Raw genomic sequence first — 17,011 nt, forward strand, 5'->3', positions numbered from 1 at the left:
CAACCAGCGTTGGTCGACAAGTCAATGGTATTGACCTGCTGAATCGTGAACTCAATGCCACCCAACGGCGTCAACCCGGAGGTGTCTACCGCAGTGCCGTTGTTCGGAAGGCCTGTGGGAGTGGCAGGGCGTTCGAATTTGTGGACTGTGATGGAACCGGTCTGGTCGCCATCCACCAAGGGTGCTGCCGAGGCCGGTGCGACGGAGAAGGACATGGCCAGCACCGCCCCGGCTATGACGGCGGCGGTCTTCCAAACATGCCGGGAGCTGCTGTGCCTCACTATTTTCCTCTTTCTGATGGTGTTGAGATGCTCGGGAGAACGTTGCGGGGATATGGATCCAGCCGGGGTGGGTGGGACCGGTTCGTGAGTTCGGAAAGACGCCTGCGCTGTTTCCTTGGCGGAGTGTCACGGCACTATCGGGGCGACCTCTTTCCGGGTCCTGGGCTATGTGCCGCCATTGCCGCGACCGGCAAGGATCGCCCGGGAGATGTGTTCGCCGGGAGGGGCTGGATATGTCTCGCGGGGGCACGCTGGGTCAGGTGTTTGGGGCTGATTCCCGACGTCGGATACGGTTCGGGTGCAGGAGCAGGTTCCGCTGCTGGGTTGAGGACTCCGGCGTCAACGCCCTGCAGGCGGGTCGCTTGACGTTTCCTCAATATCAGTTGCACCAGAGGCGCAAGGAGCACCAGCACTAGAAGCCCCAGAGCCATCATCACAATGGTTGTGAGCACGAGTGCGCCCATAAGGGCGATATGAATTCCGACCAGCTCTGAATTGACCAGTTCTGCCGGTTCTATGACACTGCGGAAGTGCGCAATCATCTTCGATCTCCAGGGGGGAGTGCTTGGTTTTTGAGTCATATCTATGTATGGGCAGGCCGCCTATCGTGTCGTGGTTATCCATAATTGACGTCCAGGTTCCGATGACTTTTTCGCGGCTCATGTCGGCCATCCGGGTGCAAATCAGCTCCGCACCGGCTTCGCGGAATTTTCCAGCAATGGTGTAGGTTGCAGGTCGAAGATCCAAAGAGCAGAGGAGAAAACAAACAAAGTGGCAGCTGATTACGACGAGGTACGCTCCGACGTCAAGGAATCCCAGGAGAGCTCGCTTGATGACCTGAAGTCAGCCAATGCGCCCGATGCCCGCAGTGTTGTCCTGGAACTCGACCAAGCTGATGGGCTCGACCAAGACGGCCCCGGCGGGGAGATCATCGCCGAAGAACTCGTGGTTCAGGTGATTCCGCCGGCGGCCGATGAGTTCACGTGCTTCTCGTGTTTCCTGGTCCGGCACCGGTCCCAAATCGCACGCGAGAAGGACGGCCACGCCTACTGCGTGGAGTGCGAGGGCTGAGTACGCGCTATACACCAGCAGATTTAGACGTCAAGTCGACACTCATTGCGGCGTGGCCAGCGCCGTGATCTTCTTAGGGAACGCCAGTGCTGCCAATGGCGCCGTCAGCAGGAAGACGCAGACGACGAGGCCGCCAGGATAATCAAGCCCAACAGGGCAAGGTGGATTCGGTTCGAAACCAGTATCGCCCACCACCGGGAACCCCGTTTGGGCTGATGGAGTCAGTCCAGGCGGGGTTTTCCCATTGCAGCACTCTTGTGTGGCGCATTGCGGCTTTTTGCGTCACGAACTTCTTGGACGCGACACACATCAGCATGCGCGAAAAAGAAGAGTCGGAATTGCCTCCGGCAAAGGCCACGGCCTCCACGGAACCTGCCGCACCCTTCGCGGACCTCGCGCTGACCGCCCCGATCCTCGCCGGCAAGCTCTCCAGGCTGCCCCCTGAGCAGCTGGCGTTGATCTTCCCGCGGATGAATTCTGTCGGCCCTCTATGACACAGTCTTTGTATGACTGCTCCACTGCTTGCCCACGCTACTGACTACGGCCGGATGTACGCCCGCTCCACTACTGAGCAATTTTCCGTCCCGTCCATTACTACGGTGATCGGACAACAGGCGCACGCCTTGGACGGATGGTTCAGTTACATGGGGGCGAGCAGCCTGGCGGCGGATCCGGAACTTCCTTCGATTCTCGGGAGCCCAGCCAAAATCCGTCAGGCAATCAACAAAGCTTCCAAAGCCGCGGAGGTTTACCGTGACGCGGCGGCCGCACGCGGAGACCGCGTCCATACTTACTGCGAACAAGTAGCGTTGCGGGCGATGGGTCGTCCGCACCGCGTGCAGGAATGCAGGGACGACCTCGCGGCCCATGGTGAACAGGCCTTTGCCGCCCGCTTTGACGAATGGTGGGAGCTCTACCGGGTGGAGCCATTGGCACCGGAGATCACTGTGTGGAACAAGACCGTGGGTTATGCCGGGACGCTGGACCTCGTTGCCCGGATCAACGGCCGCATCTGCCTGATTGACTACAAAACCAAGGGCACCACCCGGGACGGGACAGTCAAGGCCCTGGATGACAAAGTGGTCATGCAACTCGCGGCCGGGATGAAGGCCGAGGAAAGCCTGGTGGATCCTGTTGCAGGTGAATGGGAGCCGTGGAAATACGGAGAGAGCCCCATGCTGCTGGCGGTGGCCATCGGAGAGACCGAAGTCCGGCCGCAGCGGGCCAACCCGGACATCCTCAAGCACCATTGGTGGAAGTTCTGTGCCTTGCGGCGCGTTTGGGAGATGTCAGCGGACGTTGTCGCTGCAGGGCAGCCTTTGCTGCCTGTTGCTCCGCCGGTCTTTGCGTCGGCCGGAGCGGCACCGACACCGGCGTTGTCCTCAACTAAACTGGCTTAGGCTCCGCAACAACCGGAACCTGGTTTGACGATCGTGAGGACTGACAGCAGATGGCAATTTTGAGTATCCGAATCATCGGGGACCCGGTGCTGCGCACCGTAGCTGACCCCGTCACCGAATTCGGTCCGGAGCTCGCCAAGCTGGTAGCTGACATGACGGAAACCATGGAAGACGTTGAGGGTGCAGGCCTCGCCGCGCCGCAGGTGGGCGTCAGCCAGCGTGTGTTTACCTATCGCATCGGGGGAGTGGAAGGCCACATCATCAACCCGGTCTTGGAAAACAGTGAAGACTTCCAGCCGGACGAGGTAGAAGGTTGCCTTTCCATTCCCGGCCTGGGCTTCCCAGTGCGTCGGTATCGGGCCACCCGGGCAACCGGTGTGGACCTGAACGGCAATCCGGTCTCGGTAGAGGCTGAGGGCATGCTGGCACGCTGTTTCCAACATGAGACAGATCACCTTGATGGGGTCCTCTACACAGACAGGCTGGAAGGCGATGACCGCAAGGCCGCCCTCCGGGCCATCCGGAACGCCAACTACCACGCGATTACCGAGCAAACCACGTCCAAGCGCGCCAACTCCGTAGGGTCCAGTTTTGGCGGCGGCAGCTTCGGGGCGCCCGAGTGAGGGTACTTTTCGCCGGAACGCCGGCTGTGGCTGTGCCGTCGTTGGACGCGCTGATGAAGGCCGGCTTCAATATCGTGGCGGTTCTTACCCGGCCGGATGCGCCCGTGGGCCGCAAACGTGTCCTGACTCCTTCGCCTGTGGCTGCACGTGCGATGGAACTCGGTATCGAGGTCCTTCGCGCGGCAAAGGTTGACGACGATACGACGGCCAGAATCGCGGAGTTCGCTCCCGATGTCGCCGCCATCGTTGCTTACGGCGGCATCGTTCCCAAAGCTGCCTTGGGAGTGCCCACACACGGCTGGGTCAATCTGCACTTCTCCCTACTTCCGGCATGGCGCGGCGCTGCCCCCGTGCAGCGTTCCATCATCGCGGGCGACGACGTCACAGGGGCGGCTACCTTCCAACTTGAGGAAGGCCTCGATACCGGGCCTGTGTTCGGGACACTGACTGAAACAGTTCGTCCTGAAGATACCGCGGGTGATCTGCTCGAGCGACTGTCCATCAGCGGCGCGGTTCTGCTGAGCCAAACCCTTTCCGCTATTGATGCCGGTCAGGCTGCTCCGCAGCCTCAAAACGGGGAAGTTTCCCTTGCCCCCAAACTGACTCTCGACGACGGACGCCTGGACTGGCAGCAGCCGGCCCTTGCTTTGAACCGTCGTGCGCGCGGGGTCACCCCTGAACCCGGAGCATGGACAACCTTGGAAGGCCAGAGGGTCAAACTTGAACCAGTAGCTCTCCGTCCCGAGATCAAGGACCTTCCTCCGGGAAGCATCCGGGTGGAGGGCAAGTCGGTTCTGGTGGGTACAGGTTCCCATGCAGTGGAGCTGGGCCGGATCCAACCGGCTGGTAAGAAAATGATGTCGTCGGCCGATTGGGCCCGCGGCTTGGCGACACCCGAAAGAGTGGTATTCGAATGAGCGAGTCCGGCCGCCGAGGCCCCAACAACAGCGGGAGCCGGGACGGCGGTGGGGCGGGAAACCGCGACTCGCAGGGCAACCGTGGAGCCCGTGGCGAGAGCAAGCGCAACGCCCAGGGCCGGGAGCGAAACAGGGGACCGCAAAGGGGCTTCACAAATAACGCTCCGTCGCAGCGTACGCGCCGCGCAGATCCAGCCCGACTGGTGGCTTTTGAGGTGCTCCGCGCAGTTGCTTCCGAAGACGCCTACGCAAACCTTGTGCTTCCGGCGCGCATCCGGGAACACCGCCTGGACCGTCGGGATGCCGGCTTTGCCACTGAATTGAGCTATGGGGCTTTGCGCGGCCAGGGAACCTACGATGCCATTCTTGCCCGTTGTGTGGACCGCCCCTTGGAGCAACTGGATCCTGCAATACTGGATGCCCTGCGGATTGGTGCGCACCAGCTGCTCTCCATGCGCGTTCCCGCCCATGCCGCGCTGGACCAGACCGTCGGCTTGGCACGGGCGGTTATCGGCGCCGGCCCGTCGGCCCTTATCAACGCGGTACTTCGCAAGGTCACTGCCCACAGCATGGACGAGTGGCTGGACATCCTGCTGGATGACGAATCCGACGAAACCAAAATCGCTGCCCTGCGCCATGCGCACCCTGAATGGATTGTCCGGGCACTCCGCCAATCGCTGGTGAACCATGGTCGCCCCAAAAGCGAAATCGACGCCCTCTTGGAGGCAGACAACGCCGCGCCGGTGGTCAACTTGGTGGCCTTGCCAGGACTGGGGAACCTCGACGAGGCGTTCGACAATGGAGCCACCGCCGGTCAGCTGGTGGAAGATTCAGCTCTTTCCGCTGGGGGTGACCTCGGCCGTTTCGAATCGGTCCGGCGCGGAACAACGCGTGTTCAAGACGTCGGATCACAGCTTGTGGCGCGTGCGTTGGCCGGAGTCGAGCTGGGGAAGCCGCCTGCACGGGGTGAGCGATGGTTGGACTTGTGCGCCGGCCCCGGGGGTAAGGCGGCTCTTCTGGCTGCCTTGGCCTACCGCGACGGCGCAACTCTCCTGGCCAATGAGCCCGCACCGCACCGGGCCAAACTTGTACAGCAAGCGCTCTCGGCCGTTCCCAACGACGCTTGGACAGTGCGGACCGGTGATGGCCGCGAAGTGGGTGCGGAGCAGCCCGGGACTTTTGACCGTGTCCTCGTCGATGTACCTTGCAGTGGTCTTGGGGCACTGCGACGGCGGCCCGAATCGCGGTGGCGCCGCTCGCCCAAAGACATCGGAGACTTGGGTCCGTTGCAGCGTGACTTGCTGAAGTCCGCGCTTGACGCCGTCAGGCCTGGTGGCGTCGTAGCCTACGTGACATGTTCGCCACATCCGGCCGAAACCACAGCTGTTGTCACTGACGTGCTGGCCAAGCGTGGGGACCTTGAACTCCTCGACGCAGGACAAGCGTTGGACGATGTCAGCCTCACCGGTAGCCTCGGCGCTGGTCACGAGCTGACGGCCCAGTTGTGGCCGCACGTGCACCAGACGGATGCCATGTTCATGGCGATCATCCGCAAGAAACCGTAGCTACCAACCCATAAACCATCACCGAGCTTTCGACTATCACCCATTAGAGGGGGCTGCCTTGTCTCAGTGCTGTATCAACCCGAGCATCCTTTCAGCGGATTTCGTCAACCTTGAGGCGGAACTCCAACGGATCAGCAATGCGGATGCCGTCCACGTGGATGTCATGGACAATCACTTCGTGCCCAACCTGACGCTCGGACTGCCAGTGGTGCAGAGAATTCAAGCGGTCAGTCCGGTTCCGCTGGATGCACATTTGATGATGACCGACGCCGACCGCTGGGCACCTGCCTACGCGGATGCAGGTGTTGCTTCAGTGACGTTCCATGCCGAAGCTGCCATGGCGCCGGTCAAGCTCGCCCGCGAATTACGAGCCCGCGGATCCAAAGCAGGTATGGCCCTGCGCCCGGCCACGCCCGTGGAGCCGTACTTGGACATGCTTAGCGAGCTGGACATGCTGCTGATCATGACGGTGGAGCCCGGATTCGGGGGACAGTCATTCCTGGACATCACCTTGCCCAAGATCCGGCGTGCCCGGGCGGCAATCGAGGGTTCGGGCATCGGCGTTGCCATCCAGGTGGATGGCGGCATCACTGAGGAGACCATTGTCCGGGCTGCCGAGGCAGGGGCCAACGTGTTCGTTGCGGGCTCGGCTGTCTATGGGCATCAGGACCCTGCAGAAGCGATCGACCGGCTCCGCGCTGCGGGCCAGGCTGCTTCCGCGACGAAAGCCTGACGACCGTCACCGCATGTTACGAAGATGGCCCGGGAATAGCCCGGACATCTTGGTAGTTGTGGCAGAATAACAACACACATACGTGCTCCGGGGTCGGTGTAAGTCCGAACCGGCGGTTATAGTCCGCGACCCGCGAGCCATTGGCTTCCAAGAAATTGGGCATCCAGTGGCGGACGGTTGAACTGGTGAAATTCCAGTACCGACAGTTAAAGTCTGGATGGGAGAAGCACGTACAGTCATGCCTTGGGCGTTCCTTTTGCGAACGCCCGGCATTGCGCTGTCGTACACCCCCGGAGTCATCGCGGCTAACTGGGAAGGAACGGCATGGACTTTCTGCGATGGCTCTTCGAAGCACAGATCCCCGTTGGAGGATCTGCTCTTGTCTTACGCGAAGTGCTTGGAAACATCTTTGGGCTCCTCAGCGCCCTCGGCGGTATGCGCCGGAAAGTCTGGGCTTGGCCAATCGGCATTGTCGGTAACATCCTCCTGCTCACGGTCTTCCTGGGCAACGTCTTCGGCGCAGCAGCGCCGGCCACATTGTGGGGACAGGCTGCACGCCAAATCATGTTCATCGCCGTCGCCGTCTACGGCTGGTACCGGTGGCAGCAGGGCCGGCAATCAAGCACCCAAGGCCGAGCCATAGTCCCCGGCTGGGCCAGCAAAAGGGTCCGCATCGCCCTGATTGGTGCAATGGTGGCGGGCACGGCAGCCTTGACGCCCTTGTTCGATGCCCTTGGCTCCTACCCGCCCGTTTGGGCCGATGCGTGGACCTTCATGGGATCCTTGCTGGCAACCTACGGCATGGCACGCGGATGGACGGAATTTTGGCTGATCTGGGTGGCGGTCGACATCGTGGGCGTGCCGCTGCTGTTCAGCGCCGGCTATTACGCAAGCGCCGTCATGTACCTGTTCTACGGCTTCTTCACCCTCACCGGGTTCTTTGTATGGTGGCGGGCAGAAAAGCGTGAACGTGCCGTCGGCGCTGCCAGCCAGGCAGCTGCCGTTTCTGCGGGAGCGATCCTGTGAGCTTCGCCAACACGCCCTACACAGCTGCAGAAAGTGCCGCCATGGAGGTCGCTTTGACCGTGGCCTTGGCAGGTCCCCGCGGAGCCAACCCGTTGGTCGGGGCGGTAATCCTCAGTCCTGACGGTGAACAACTGGCAACTGGTTATCACCGAGGAGCCGGGACGGCCCATGCCGAAGCCGACGCGATTTCCGAAGCCCGCAGAAAGGGTATGGACACTGTCGGAACCACCATGGTTGTCACTCTGGAACCCTGCAACCATGTGGGTCGCACCGGACCCTGCGCCCAAGCGATCATTGCCGCGGGAATCGCTAAGGTGATTTACGCCGTCGACGATCCCCATGACCCCGCCGCAGGCGGTGCGCGTACGCTCACGGCCGCAGGTGTTGAGGTCAGTTCAGGGCTTGAAGGCCTGAAAGCGCTGGACCTGAACCGTGACTGGTTCGACGCCGTCGCGGCCAAGCGTCCGTTCGTCACCTTGCACATCGCCCAGACCCTGGACAGCCGCATTGCCGCGGTGGACGGCACCAGCCAGTGGATCTCCTGTCCGGAGTCCTTGGCCGACAACCACGGACTTCGCGGACTTATCGACGCGATCCTGGTGGGCACCGGAACCGTGCTGGTCGACAACCCGCGGCTCACGGCCCGAACCCCGGACGGCGAACTTTCACCTCATCAGCCGATACGAGCCGTCATGGGCCTGCGGGACGTCCCCGAAGATGCTGCAGTCCGGGGAACTGACGGTCGTTTCGTCCACTTGGCCACGCGGGATCCGGCAGAAGCCCTGGGCATGCTGTTCGAACAAGGGGTCCGCCACCTCATGGTGGAAGGCGGCTCATCGATTTTGAGTACGTTCCTCGCAGCAGACCTGGTGGACGAACTCATCGTCTACTTGGCCCCAACGCTGCTGGGATCCGGAACTCCGGCCCTGAACGACCTCGGCATCACCACGCTGGCCGACGCCCAGCGCTGGTCTTGGGACGAGGCCGGCGGGGGCGCGGTCCGCATCCTCGGCAATGACCTTCGGCTCCATCTGCGGTCCCCACGAGGGGCCGCCAGCACCATCAAGAATTCGGTTCCGCAGAAGAGTTTGGCTTCACACAGTGAAGCTGCGGAATATGTCACAGGAGGACACTGATGTTTACGGGAATCGTTGCTGAGCAAGGCACTGTGCTGGGCATTGAGCATGATGGCGATGCCAGCGCAACATTGCGGCTGAAAGCACCCACCACCGCCGAGGGATTGCCCTTGGGCGGTTCCATTGCCGTCAACGGGGTATGCCTGACGGCAACTCAAATCGACGGGCAGGCCTTCACTGTGGATGTCATGGGGGAGACCCTCGTCCGGACGACCATCGGCGAGCTGGCAGAAGGAGATGCCGTGAACCTTGAGCGTTGCGTTCCGGCTGGCGGTCGCCTGGATGGCCATGTTGTCCAGGGCCATGTGGACGGCGTGGGTGAACTGCTTGAACGCGAGCCGCTGGGCAATTGGGATCGGCTGCGGTTTGGAGTGCCGGCCCCGCTGGCACGCTACATCGCAGAAAAAGGTTCGATCGCCGTCGACGGTGTCTCGCTGACCGTGACAGCGGTCAGTCCTGCTGCCGAAGCGGCACCGTGGTTTGAAGTGGGACTGATCCCCACCACGTTGGAAGAAACAGGACTGGGGGCCAAAAGGGTGGGCGGCCGCGTGAACCTTGAGGTTGACGTGCTGGCCAAGTACACCGAACGCCTGCTGTCCTTCGCGCCCGTCCAGGGAGGCGCACGATGAGCGCCCCTGCCAAGACAACTCCCGCCGGGATGCGTCGTACCGGGCTTGATCCTGTTGAGTCCGCCATTGCTGCGATGGCGGCGGGCCAAGCCGTGATCGTGGTGGACAACGAAGACCGGGAGAACGAAGGCGACATCATCTTCGCTGCCGAGCACGCCACTCCCGCCCTCATGGGCTGGACCATCCGGTATTCCTCCGGCGTCATCTGTGTTCCGTTGGACGGAGAACGTGCGGACGCCCTGATCCTGCCGCCGATGGTGGAGATCAACGAGGACGCCAAAGGAACCGCGTATACCGTTTCCTGCGACGCCGCGATCGGAGTCAGCACCGGAATTTCAGCCACGGACCGCGCATTGACGGCCCGGATTCTGGCAGATCCGAGCAGCACTCCGGCATCGATCACACGACCCGGGCATATTTTCCCGTTGCGGGCAGTTAACGGGGGAGTGCGTGAACGTCCAGGTCACACGGAAGCTGCCGTGGACCTGTGTCGCCTTGCCGGGCTGGCTCCGGTGGGTGTGATCGCAGAGTTGGTACATGACGACGGTGAAATGATGCGGCTGGACAGCCTGCGCGACTTTGCCGCTGAACATGGGTGCCCCCTCATCTCCATCGAGGACCTGGTGTCATATGTTGAGGCGGTAGAGTCCCAGACGGCACATGTTTCACAGGAGGACGAGGAGAAGCGATGACCGCATCGACCACACGCAGCAGTGACCACACCGGCCCCGGGCCGCACCCCGTCAGCGGTGGGCCGATTGTGCAGTTACCTACGGCTTTTGGTGACTTTGTTGCACAGGCGTGGACGGATCTTGAGACCGGTCACGAGCACCTTGCCGTGAGTTCCCCCAACCCGCCCTCGGGTGGCAGGGCCCCCCTGGTACGCCTGCATTCCGAGTGCCTGACGGGCGACGTGTTTGGTTCCTACCGCTGCGACTGCGGAGAGCAACTGGCTTTTGCCCTCGAGCTCATCCACGCAGAGGGCGGTACCTTGCTCTACCTGCGCGGCCAGGAGGGGCGCGGCATCGGGCTGGCCAACAAAATCAAGGCTTACGCACTGCAGGAAGCCGGTTTCGACACGGTAGAAGCCAACGAACAGTTGGGCCTGCCGGTGGATGCGCGTTCCTACACCGCCGCAGGACAGATCCTGGCGGAGATGGGCCTCCACGAGGTCAGGTTGCTGAGCAACAACCCCGACAAGCAAAACCGCCTTGCCCAAGCTGGTGTAACAGTTGTGGAGATGGTTCCTACCGAGGTGCCTTCCCGCGAGCAAAACCTTCGTTACCTGCAGACCAAGAAGGACCGGATGGACCACCGGCTGGCGCTCGAAGTAGAGCCCGTCAGCAATGGCAAGACACCGGCAGCACACCCTTTCGACAACCAACACTGAACGGATTCATCACGAATATGAGCGGCCACGGCGCACCCACTATTGACCTCACCACCCTCAACCCCGAGGAAACCTCCCAGTTGAAGCTCGCCATTGTGGCGGCAAGCTGGCACACCCAGATCATGGATGGACTGGTTGACGGCGCCCTGCGGGCAGCCAAGGAAGCCGGGATCGCCGAACCCACGTTGCTGCGGGTTCCGGGTAGCTTCGAGCTTCCGGTTGCCGCGGCCAGGCTCGCGCCGCACTTCGACGCCGTCGTAGCACTTGGCGTTGTTATCCGCGGCGGAACGCCGCACTTCGATTACGTCTGCCAGGCCGCGACGTCGGGACTCACCGACGTCAGCGTCCGCACCGGCGTGCCGGTCGGCTTCGGCGTCCTCACCTGTGACACCGAGCAGCAGGGTATTGACCGTGCAGGCCTTCCCGGTTCCAAGGAGGACAAGGGCCATGAAGCTGTGACTGCTGCCTTGGCTACGGCTGTGACCCTTAAGCAGTTCAGCTAGAAGCACTGGTTGCCGAGGGGGTGTGGGTGTGTCCTCACTCACATCCCCTTCGTCATGCAACGCCCCAACAAGCGGTGGCCGCCCCCGAGCAAGTAGTCTGGAGGGCGTGAAGAATTTCGAGACGCTGTTCGCAGAACTGAGTGAGAAAGCAGCGACCCGCCCGGCAGGTTCGCGCACGGTTGCCGAACTGGACTCCGGAATCCATGGCATCGGGAAAAAGGTGGTCGAAGAGGCCGCTGAAGTCTGGATGGCCGCGGAGTACGAATCGGACGAAGCCGCTGCTGAGGAAATCTCCCAGTTGCTGTACCACCTGCAGGTCCTCATGCTCGCCAAGGGCCTCAGCCTGGAGGACGTTTACAAGCATCTCTAGCCACGCCACTCCGCCTGCCTGTTGCGGAGCCCCCTGCGTGGCCAAGGTGCCTGAAAACCTCCATTCCGAAAAGAAAGTCTCCCAATGCTCCGTGTAGCAGTCCCCAACAAGGGATCCCTGTCCGAAGCCGCCTCGGCAATGTTGTCCGAGGCTGGTTACCGCCAGCGCCGCGACACCCGCGAACTGGTCATGGTTGATCCCGACAATGACATTGAATTCTTCTTCCTGCGTCCCCGCGACATCGCGGTCTACGTAGGCCAGGGAACCCTGGACGTCGGCATCACCGGCCGCGACCTCTTGCTTGACGCAAAGGTGGAAGCCGAAGAACTGCTTCCCTTGGGCTTCGCCCCGTCCACGTTCCGGTTTGCCGGTCCCGTAGGTGACTTCACCGGCGTCGAGCAGCTTGAAGGCAAGCGCCTCGCCACCAGCTACGACGGATTGCTGCGCGACTACCTCGCCGAGCGCGGCGTCAACGCCAAGGTGGTCCGCTTGGACGGAGCTGTGGAATCTTCGGTGCGCCTCGGCGTAGCGGATGCGATCGCGGACGTCGTTGAAACAGGCAATACCCTCAAGGCTGCCGGCATGGAGATCTTTGGCGATCCCATCCTGAAATCCGAAGCCGTGCTGATTCGACGGTCCGGTTCGGGCGGCGCTGCCAATGGAACAGCCAAGGAAATCGAAATCCTCATCCGTCGCCTGCAGGGCGTCCTTGTGGCGCGCCAGTACGTGCTGATGGATTACGACATCCGCAAAGACCTGGTGGAAGACGCAGCAGCACTGACGCCGGGACTTGAGTCGCCCACCGTTTCGCCGCTTCGCGATTCCGAGTGGGTTGCCGTGCGGTCCATGGTTCCCAAGAAGGAAACCAACCGCATCATGGACGAACTGTATGACCTCGGCGCACGCGCCATCCTGGTCAGCAGCATCCACGCCTGCCGTATCTGATCCCGCGTATCGCTGAGCCGGGCATCAAACAGCCCGGCCGCGTAACAACAGCAGAGCACACAGAACTGAGGAGCAGCACATGGCTGTAGCCGTACGCGTCATACCCTGCCTGGATGTCGACGCCGGCCGCGTCGTCAAGGGCGTCAACTTCGAAGGACTTCGCGACGCCGGCGACCCGGTGGAACTTGCACACCGATACGACAATGGCGGGGCCGACGAACTCACGTTCCTTGACGTCACTGCGTCGTCCGGCAATCGCGAAACCACGTTCGACGTCGTCCGCCGCACCGCGGAGGAAGTGTTCATTCCCTTGACCGTGGGCGGGGGCGTCCGTGGTGTTGCCGAGGTGGACAAGCTCCTGCGCTTTGGTGCGGACAAGGCGTCCATCAACACCGCTGCCGTTGCCAGGCCCGACGTCATTGACGAAATCACCCGCCACTTCGGTTCGCAGGTACTGGTGCTCTCCGTGGATGCGCGCCGTACCCGCGAAGGCGACGAACCGACGTCGTCCGGTTTCGAAGTGACCACCCACGGTGGCCGCACCGGTACCGGAATCGACGCCGTTGCCTGGGCCAAGGAAGCAGCCGACCGGGGCGTGGGGGAAATCCTGCTGAACTCGATCGACGCGGACGGCACCAAAGACGGCTTCGATCTTGAATTGATTCGCTTGGTCAGGGCCGCAGTGAACATTCCGATCATCGCTTCGGGTGGGGCAGGAGTGCCTGCCCATTTCCCGCCTGCGGTGGAGGCAGGCGCTGACGCCGTCCTTGCAGCATCGGTGTTCCACTTTGGCCCGGACGACATGATTGCCCAGGTTAAGGCCGCTATTCGCGACGCCGGGTTCGAAGTCCGCTAGCTTTCAGGCGTAAACAGCACTGGAGAGTCACCTTGAAGGTGACTCTCCAGTGCTGGTTTAAGCCTGTTGGTGGTCACAGACCGATATCGGCGGACTGCAGGAGCGCGACGGCGTCCGGCTGGCCCTCGAAGGTGACGAGGGCCTGGCTGGTGCGGCCATGCGCGTGCATGAGCAGTTCGCCCGGCTCCCCAACTATCGCCACGGACACGGGGGCGCGTTTGGCCACGTGGCGGGGGCCGGTGGGGCGTACGAGCACGATGCCCAGGTCAACGCCGCGGTACAGGAACGCGGCACGCTTGATCAGCTCGTCCCACAGGGCGTCCGAATAGGCTTCATCCAAGGCCCGGGGCGCCCAGCGGTCACCGGCGCGACGAATGTCCTCCGTGTGCACGAAGTACTCAATGAGGTTTGATGTCTCATCCAGCGCCTTGATCTTCAAGGGGGAAAGCGCCGGCGGACCTGCACGGAACGTCTTGACGAGGTCCGCGTAGGCGTCGGAACTCTTCAGCTTGGCAGCGAGTTTGGAGGTGGCTTTTTCGGATGCCTTGCCCAGGCTGGGGATCAGTAGCCCCAGACCCACGGCGATCTTCCGTTCGCGCAGGTATAAGTGCGCGGCAAGATCCCGGGTCAACCACCCTTCGCAGAGCGTGGGGGAGTCAGGCCCGGCCGCCAGCAGGGTTTCGGCCAGTACTTCTCGGGAAGGATCGACGAAATGCATCACTTGTGAAACTAGCACGATCGGAGCACTCTTGCGCAGAGGAACCGCCGCAGAATCAGGCTCCCGCCGAAGGCACTAGACTTGATCTGATGTCAGAGCAGTCCGCCCCCAGCCCAACTCCTGCCGCGGAGCTTTCCAGCGACCCCGCGAGCCCTTTGCCGCAGGAGATCGCCAGCGCCCTCAAAAGGGATTCTTCCGGCCTCGTCGCGGCCATCGTGCAGCAGCACGATACCAACGAGGTCCTCATGCTCGGCTGGATGGATGACGAGGCACTCAACCGCACCATGACGTCCGGCAGGGTGACGTTCTACTCCCGCTCCCGCCAGGAATACTGGCGCAAGGGCGACACCTCCGGACACGTACAGTTCGTGAAGTCTGTTGCCCTTGATTGCGACGGCGATGCCCTCCTGATCCGCGTGGACCAGATAGGCGCCGCCTGCCACACCGGAACCCGGACCTGTTTTGATGGTCGCGACTTCACTGTCGTTACGGGCCACCGCGAATAAGGCACCCACCACTTTCCACTGACGCACCACCTCAGACAATAAGGCGGAGAACATAGCCATGCAGGACCTTGGAATCATCAGCCCGGGCCTGGAAGAGTTCCGCGAACTCGCCGTCCACAGCCGTGTCATCCCTGTCCGGCTCAAGGTTTTGGCTGACGCCGAGACTCCCATCGGCTTGTACCGGAAACTTGCCAAGGGACAGCCGGGTACCTTCCTTCTGGAATCCGCGGCGGTTGGCGGCGCCTGGTCACGTTATTCCTTCATTGGCTCCAAGTCGCGTGCGACGCTGACCACCAAGGACGGGGAGGCCCACTGGATCGGTGAGCCGCCCGTCGGCGTGCCGGTCTCAGGCAATCCGGTGGAAGCTGTTCGCGACACCATTGCTGCGCTGCAGACTGACCGCTTCGACGGCCTGCCGCCGTTCACCTCCGGCTTGGTTGGCTTCCTTGGTTGGGAAGCCGTGCGTCACTGGGAACGGCTGACGTCCCCACCGGAGGATGACCTTCAGCTGCCGGAGATGGCTCTGAACCTGGTCACCGACATGGCAGTCCACGACAATGTGGACGGAACGGTCCTCCTGATCGCCAATGCCATCAACTTTGATGACAGTGCCGAGCGTGTGGATGACGCCTGGCACGACGCCGTAGCCCGGGTGAAGGGGCTGCTGGACCAGATCAGCACGCCAGTTGCCCAGCCGGTCTCCGTGCTGGAAACCGCAGCCTTGGACTTTGCCTCCAGCGTGCAGGAACGCTGGGATGAAGCCAAGTACTTGGATGCGATTGACCGCGGCAAGGAAGCCATTGTTGATGGGGAGGTTTTCCAGGTAGTGATCTCCCGGCGCTTCGAAATGGAGTGCGCCGCCGACCCCCTGGATGTCTACCGTGTCCTGCGCAATACCAACCCCAGCCCGTACATGTATCTCTTCAGCCTGGAGGACGCTGACGGCCGCGAGTACTCGATCGTTGGTTCGTCACCTGAAGCCCTGGTGACAGTGACCGGCGAGGAAGTCATTACGCACCCCATCGCCGGTTCCCGCCCCCGTGGCAAGACGGTTGAGGCCGATAAGGCCCTGGCGACAGAACTGCTGGCCGATCAGAAGGAGCGCGCCGAGCACCTGATGCTGGTTGATCTTTCGCGCAACGACCTCTCCAAGGTGTGCGTGGCCGGAACGGTTGACGTCACTCAGTTCATGGAAGTGGAGCGGTTCAGCCACATCATGCACCTCGTGTCCACGGTGGTTGGCGAGCTCGCCCCCCACGCCAAGGCCTACGACGTCCTCAAGGCGACCTTCCCGGCCGGTACGTTGTCCGGGGCTCCCAAACCACGGGCTTTGAGGCTGCTCGACGAACTCGAACCACACCGCCGCGGCATCTACGGTGGCGTGGTTGGCTACCTGGACTTCGCCGGCGACATGGATATGGCCATTGCGATCCGCTCCGCACTTCTCCGTGAAGGCCGCGCCTACGTGCAGGCCGGCGGTGGCATCGTGGCGGACTCCCACAAGCCTTCCGAAGCGTTGGAGACGGTGAACAAGGCTGCGGCACCGCTACGGGCAGTGCACACAGCCGGGTCGCTGCAAAACATCGCCGCGGACACCGTGCGGAACGCGAACGCATCCGACGACGGGACGCCCGCCTCATGAGTACCGCAGCATCAGCGGCTTCCGTGAGGCAGTCGCCGCGCTGGGCGCGGAAATCCACGGTGGTCCTTGCCACCACCATCCTTGCGTTGGCCGTTTTCGGAGCCACGACGCAGACCTGGATCGAGGTGCGCCTGGACCCCACCGGTGCTTCCAACAGCGACCTCCATGTCCAAGGAAGCAAGGCGGCCACAGCGGTCACGGCGCTGGCCGTCGTAGCCCTGGCCGGCGGTTTGGCGGCATCCATTGCCGGAAAAATTGCCCGATGGATCATCGCTGTCCTCATCGCCTTGTCTGCTGCGGGGATCATCCTCGCGGCAGTGACCGTGATACTGGATCCTCTCGGTGCCGCACAAGGATCAATTGCTGCAGCCACGGGAGTGTCGGGCGGGCAGGCCGACGCGGTGATCACGGCCTTCCCGGCCCTTGCCATCGTTGCCGGCTCCCTCTTGGCGGTGTGCGCTATCGCCCTGCCGCTGGCGGGTCGCTACTGGACCTCGCGGACCAAATATGACGCCGGGGCGAGGGGCAAGAAGAGCGCCAACGAACCGGTGGACGAGATTGACAGTTGGGACAGCCTCTCGCGCGGTGAAGACCCGACGTAGGTACTCATATAGGACTTTGGGCCGGTCCGGCGCAACAAAGCCGACACCCGCCTGGGCTGACGTCCGGCGATGTCCCGGCCGTCGTCAATAAATGGCAG

Annotated in this window: 20 protein-coding genes, 1 pseudogene and 1 riboswitch; of the genes and pseudogenes, 19 read left to right on the forward strand and 2 right to left on the reverse strand. The window is 62.5% G+C overall.

The features are described from left to right. Nucleotides 1-281, reverse strand: a pseudogene (locus A477_RS21895) (SpaH/EbpB family LPXTG-anchored major pilin); the annotation flags it as partial. 771 nt (nucleotides 282-1,052) lie between these two features. On the opposite strand from A477_RS21895, the gene A477_RS0102095 reads away from it, so the two are divergent. The 16 genes from A477_RS0102095 (at nucleotide 1,053) to hisF (ending at nucleotide 13,445) form a co-directional block, all read left to right on the forward strand. After that, the gene (locus tag A477_RS0102095; RefSeq protein ID WP_017197393.1) at nucleotides 1,053-1,352 is read left to right on the forward strand and encodes a DUF4193 domain-containing protein; all 300 of its coding nucleotides are present in this window, start codon (nucleotides 1,053-1,055) and stop codon (nucleotides 1,350-1,352) included. Nucleotides 1,353-1,666: 314 nt separating this feature from the next. Continuing rightward, the gene (locus A477_RS23230; protein WP_157367022.1) at nucleotides 1,667-1,846 is read left to right on the forward strand and encodes a hypothetical protein; all 180 of its coding nucleotides are present in this window, start codon (nucleotides 1,667-1,669) and stop codon (nucleotides 1,844-1,846) included. Between the two features lie 12 nt (nucleotides 1,847-1,858). Beyond that, nucleotides 1,859-2,752, forward strand: coding sequence for a hypothetical protein (locus A477_RS0102105; protein ID WP_017197395.1), 894 nt, complete (start codon nucleotides 1,859-1,861; stop codon nucleotides 2,750-2,752). A gap of 50 nt (nucleotides 2,753-2,802) precedes the next feature. Further along, nucleotides 2,803-3,375, forward strand: a complete 573-nt coding sequence (gene def / locus A477_RS0102110; RefSeq protein WP_017197396.1) for a peptide deformylase — start codon at nucleotides 2,803-2,805, stop codon at nucleotides 3,373-3,375. Then, on the forward strand, nucleotides 3,372-4,292 hold the full coding sequence (gene fmt, locus A477_RS0102115) for a methionyl-tRNA formyltransferase (RefSeq protein ID WP_017197397.1): 921 nt from the start codon (nucleotides 3,372-3,374) through the stop codon (nucleotides 4,290-4,292). Before def ends, fmt begins: the two co-directional genes overlap by 4 nt. Next, nucleotides 4,289-5,857 (forward strand): RsmB/NOP family class I SAM-dependent RNA methyltransferase, encoded by a 1,569-nt coding sequence (locus tag A477_RS0102120; protein ID WP_017197398.1) that lies wholly within the window; start codon nucleotides 4,289-4,291, stop codon nucleotides 5,855-5,857. Before fmt ends, A477_RS0102120 begins: the two co-directional genes overlap by 4 nt. 58 nt (nucleotides 5,858-5,915) lie before the next feature. Then, nucleotides 5,916-6,590: a ribulose-phosphate 3-epimerase gene (gene rpe / locus A477_RS0102125; RefSeq protein ID WP_017197399.1), complete on the forward strand. Its 675-nt coding sequence runs from the start codon at nucleotides 5,916-5,918 to the stop codon at nucleotides 6,588-6,590. A 78-nt stretch (nucleotides 6,591-6,668) separates the two neighbouring features. Beyond that, nucleotides 6,669-6,824, forward strand: a riboswitch (FMN riboswitch). Between the two features lie 90 nt (nucleotides 6,825-6,914). Beyond that, a complete protein-coding gene (pnuC, locus tag A477_RS21900) occupies nucleotides 6,915-7,616 on the forward strand; it encodes a nicotinamide riboside transporter PnuC (RefSeq protein ID WP_044568113.1) in 702 nt (233 codons plus the stop codon). Then, nucleotides 7,613-8,752, forward strand: a complete 1,140-nt coding sequence (gene ribD / locus A477_RS0102135) for a bifunctional diaminohydroxyphosphoribosylaminopyrimidine deaminase/5-amino-6-(5-phosphoribosylamino)uracil reductase RibD (RefSeq protein ID WP_017197400.1) — start codon at nucleotides 7,613-7,615, stop codon at nucleotides 8,750-8,752. Before pnuC ends, ribD begins: the two co-directional genes overlap by 4 nt. After that, nucleotides 8,752-9,381: a riboflavin synthase gene (locus A477_RS0102140; protein ID WP_017197401.1), complete on the forward strand. Its 630-nt coding sequence runs from the start codon at nucleotides 8,752-8,754 to the stop codon at nucleotides 9,379-9,381. Before ribD ends, A477_RS0102140 begins: the two co-directional genes overlap by 1 nt. Next, nucleotides 9,378-10,073 (forward strand): 3,4-dihydroxy-2-butanone-4-phosphate synthase, encoded by a 696-nt coding sequence (gene ribB / locus A477_RS0102145; RefSeq protein ID WP_017197402.1) that lies wholly within the window; start codon nucleotides 9,378-9,380, stop codon nucleotides 10,071-10,073. Before A477_RS0102140 ends, ribB begins: the two co-directional genes overlap by 4 nt. Next, nucleotides 10,070-10,771 (forward strand): GTP cyclohydrolase II, encoded by a 702-nt coding sequence (gene ribA, locus A477_RS0102150; RefSeq protein ID WP_017197403.1) that lies wholly within the window; start codon nucleotides 10,070-10,072, stop codon nucleotides 10,769-10,771. Before ribB ends, ribA begins: the two co-directional genes overlap by 4 nt. A 17-nt stretch (nucleotides 10,772-10,788) precedes the next feature. Next, on the forward strand, nucleotides 10,789-11,274 hold the full coding sequence (ribH, locus tag A477_RS0102155; protein ID WP_014921429.1) for a 6,7-dimethyl-8-ribityllumazine synthase: 486 nt from the start codon (nucleotides 10,789-10,791) through the stop codon (nucleotides 11,272-11,274). A 106-nt stretch (nucleotides 11,275-11,380) separates the two neighbouring features. Beyond that, the gene (locus A477_RS0102160) at nucleotides 11,381-11,644 is read left to right on the forward strand and encodes a phosphoribosyl-ATP diphosphatase (protein ID WP_018778638.1); all 264 of its coding nucleotides are present in this window, start codon (nucleotides 11,381-11,383) and stop codon (nucleotides 11,642-11,644) included. 84 nt (nucleotides 11,645-11,728) lie between these two features. Then, a complete protein-coding gene (hisG, locus tag A477_RS0102165) occupies nucleotides 11,729-12,589 on the forward strand; it encodes an ATP phosphoribosyltransferase (RefSeq protein ID WP_017197405.1) in 861 nt (286 codons plus the stop codon). Nucleotides 12,590-12,668: 79 nt separating this feature from the next. Continuing rightward, nucleotides 12,669-13,445, forward strand: coding sequence for an imidazole glycerol phosphate synthase subunit HisF (hisF, locus tag A477_RS0102170; protein ID WP_017197406.1), 777 nt, complete (start codon nucleotides 12,669-12,671; stop codon nucleotides 13,443-13,445). Between the two features lie 73 nt (nucleotides 13,446-13,518). Here hisF and A477_RS0102175 read toward each other — a convergent pair whose 3' ends face one another. Beyond that, on the reverse strand, nucleotides 13,519-14,163 hold the full coding sequence (locus A477_RS0102175; RefSeq protein ID WP_014921431.1) for a TIGR03085 family metal-binding protein: 645 nt from the start codon (nucleotides 14,161-14,163) through the stop codon (nucleotides 13,519-13,521). 89 nt (nucleotides 14,164-14,252) lie between these two features. Here A477_RS0102175 and hisI point away from each other — a divergent pair, with 89 nt between their 5' ends. From hisI to A477_RS0102190, 3 genes are read left to right on the forward strand one after another with little or no spacing between them, the layout of a single operon-like run. Beyond that, nucleotides 14,253-14,669 (forward strand): phosphoribosyl-AMP cyclohydrolase, encoded by a 417-nt coding sequence (gene hisI, locus A477_RS0102180; RefSeq protein WP_017197407.1) that lies wholly within the window; start codon nucleotides 14,253-14,255, stop codon nucleotides 14,667-14,669. A 58-nt stretch (nucleotides 14,670-14,727) separates the two neighbouring features. Further along, the gene (locus A477_RS0102185) at nucleotides 14,728-16,311 is read left to right on the forward strand and encodes an anthranilate synthase component I (RefSeq protein WP_017197408.1); all 1,584 of its coding nucleotides are present in this window, start codon (nucleotides 14,728-14,730) and stop codon (nucleotides 16,309-16,311) included. After that, entirely contained in the window at nucleotides 16,308-16,913 is a 606-nt protein-coding gene (locus tag A477_RS0102190) for a Trp biosynthesis-associated membrane protein (protein ID WP_017197409.1), read from the forward strand. The genes A477_RS0102185 and A477_RS0102190 overlap by 4 nt, the downstream gene beginning before the upstream one ends. The last annotated feature ends 98 nt before the right edge of the window (nucleotides 16,914-17,011 follow it).

This window comes from Arthrobacter sp. M2012083, from assembly GCF_000281065.1.
GTDB lineage: Bacteria > Actinomycetota > Actinomycetes > Actinomycetales > Micrococcaceae > Arthrobacter.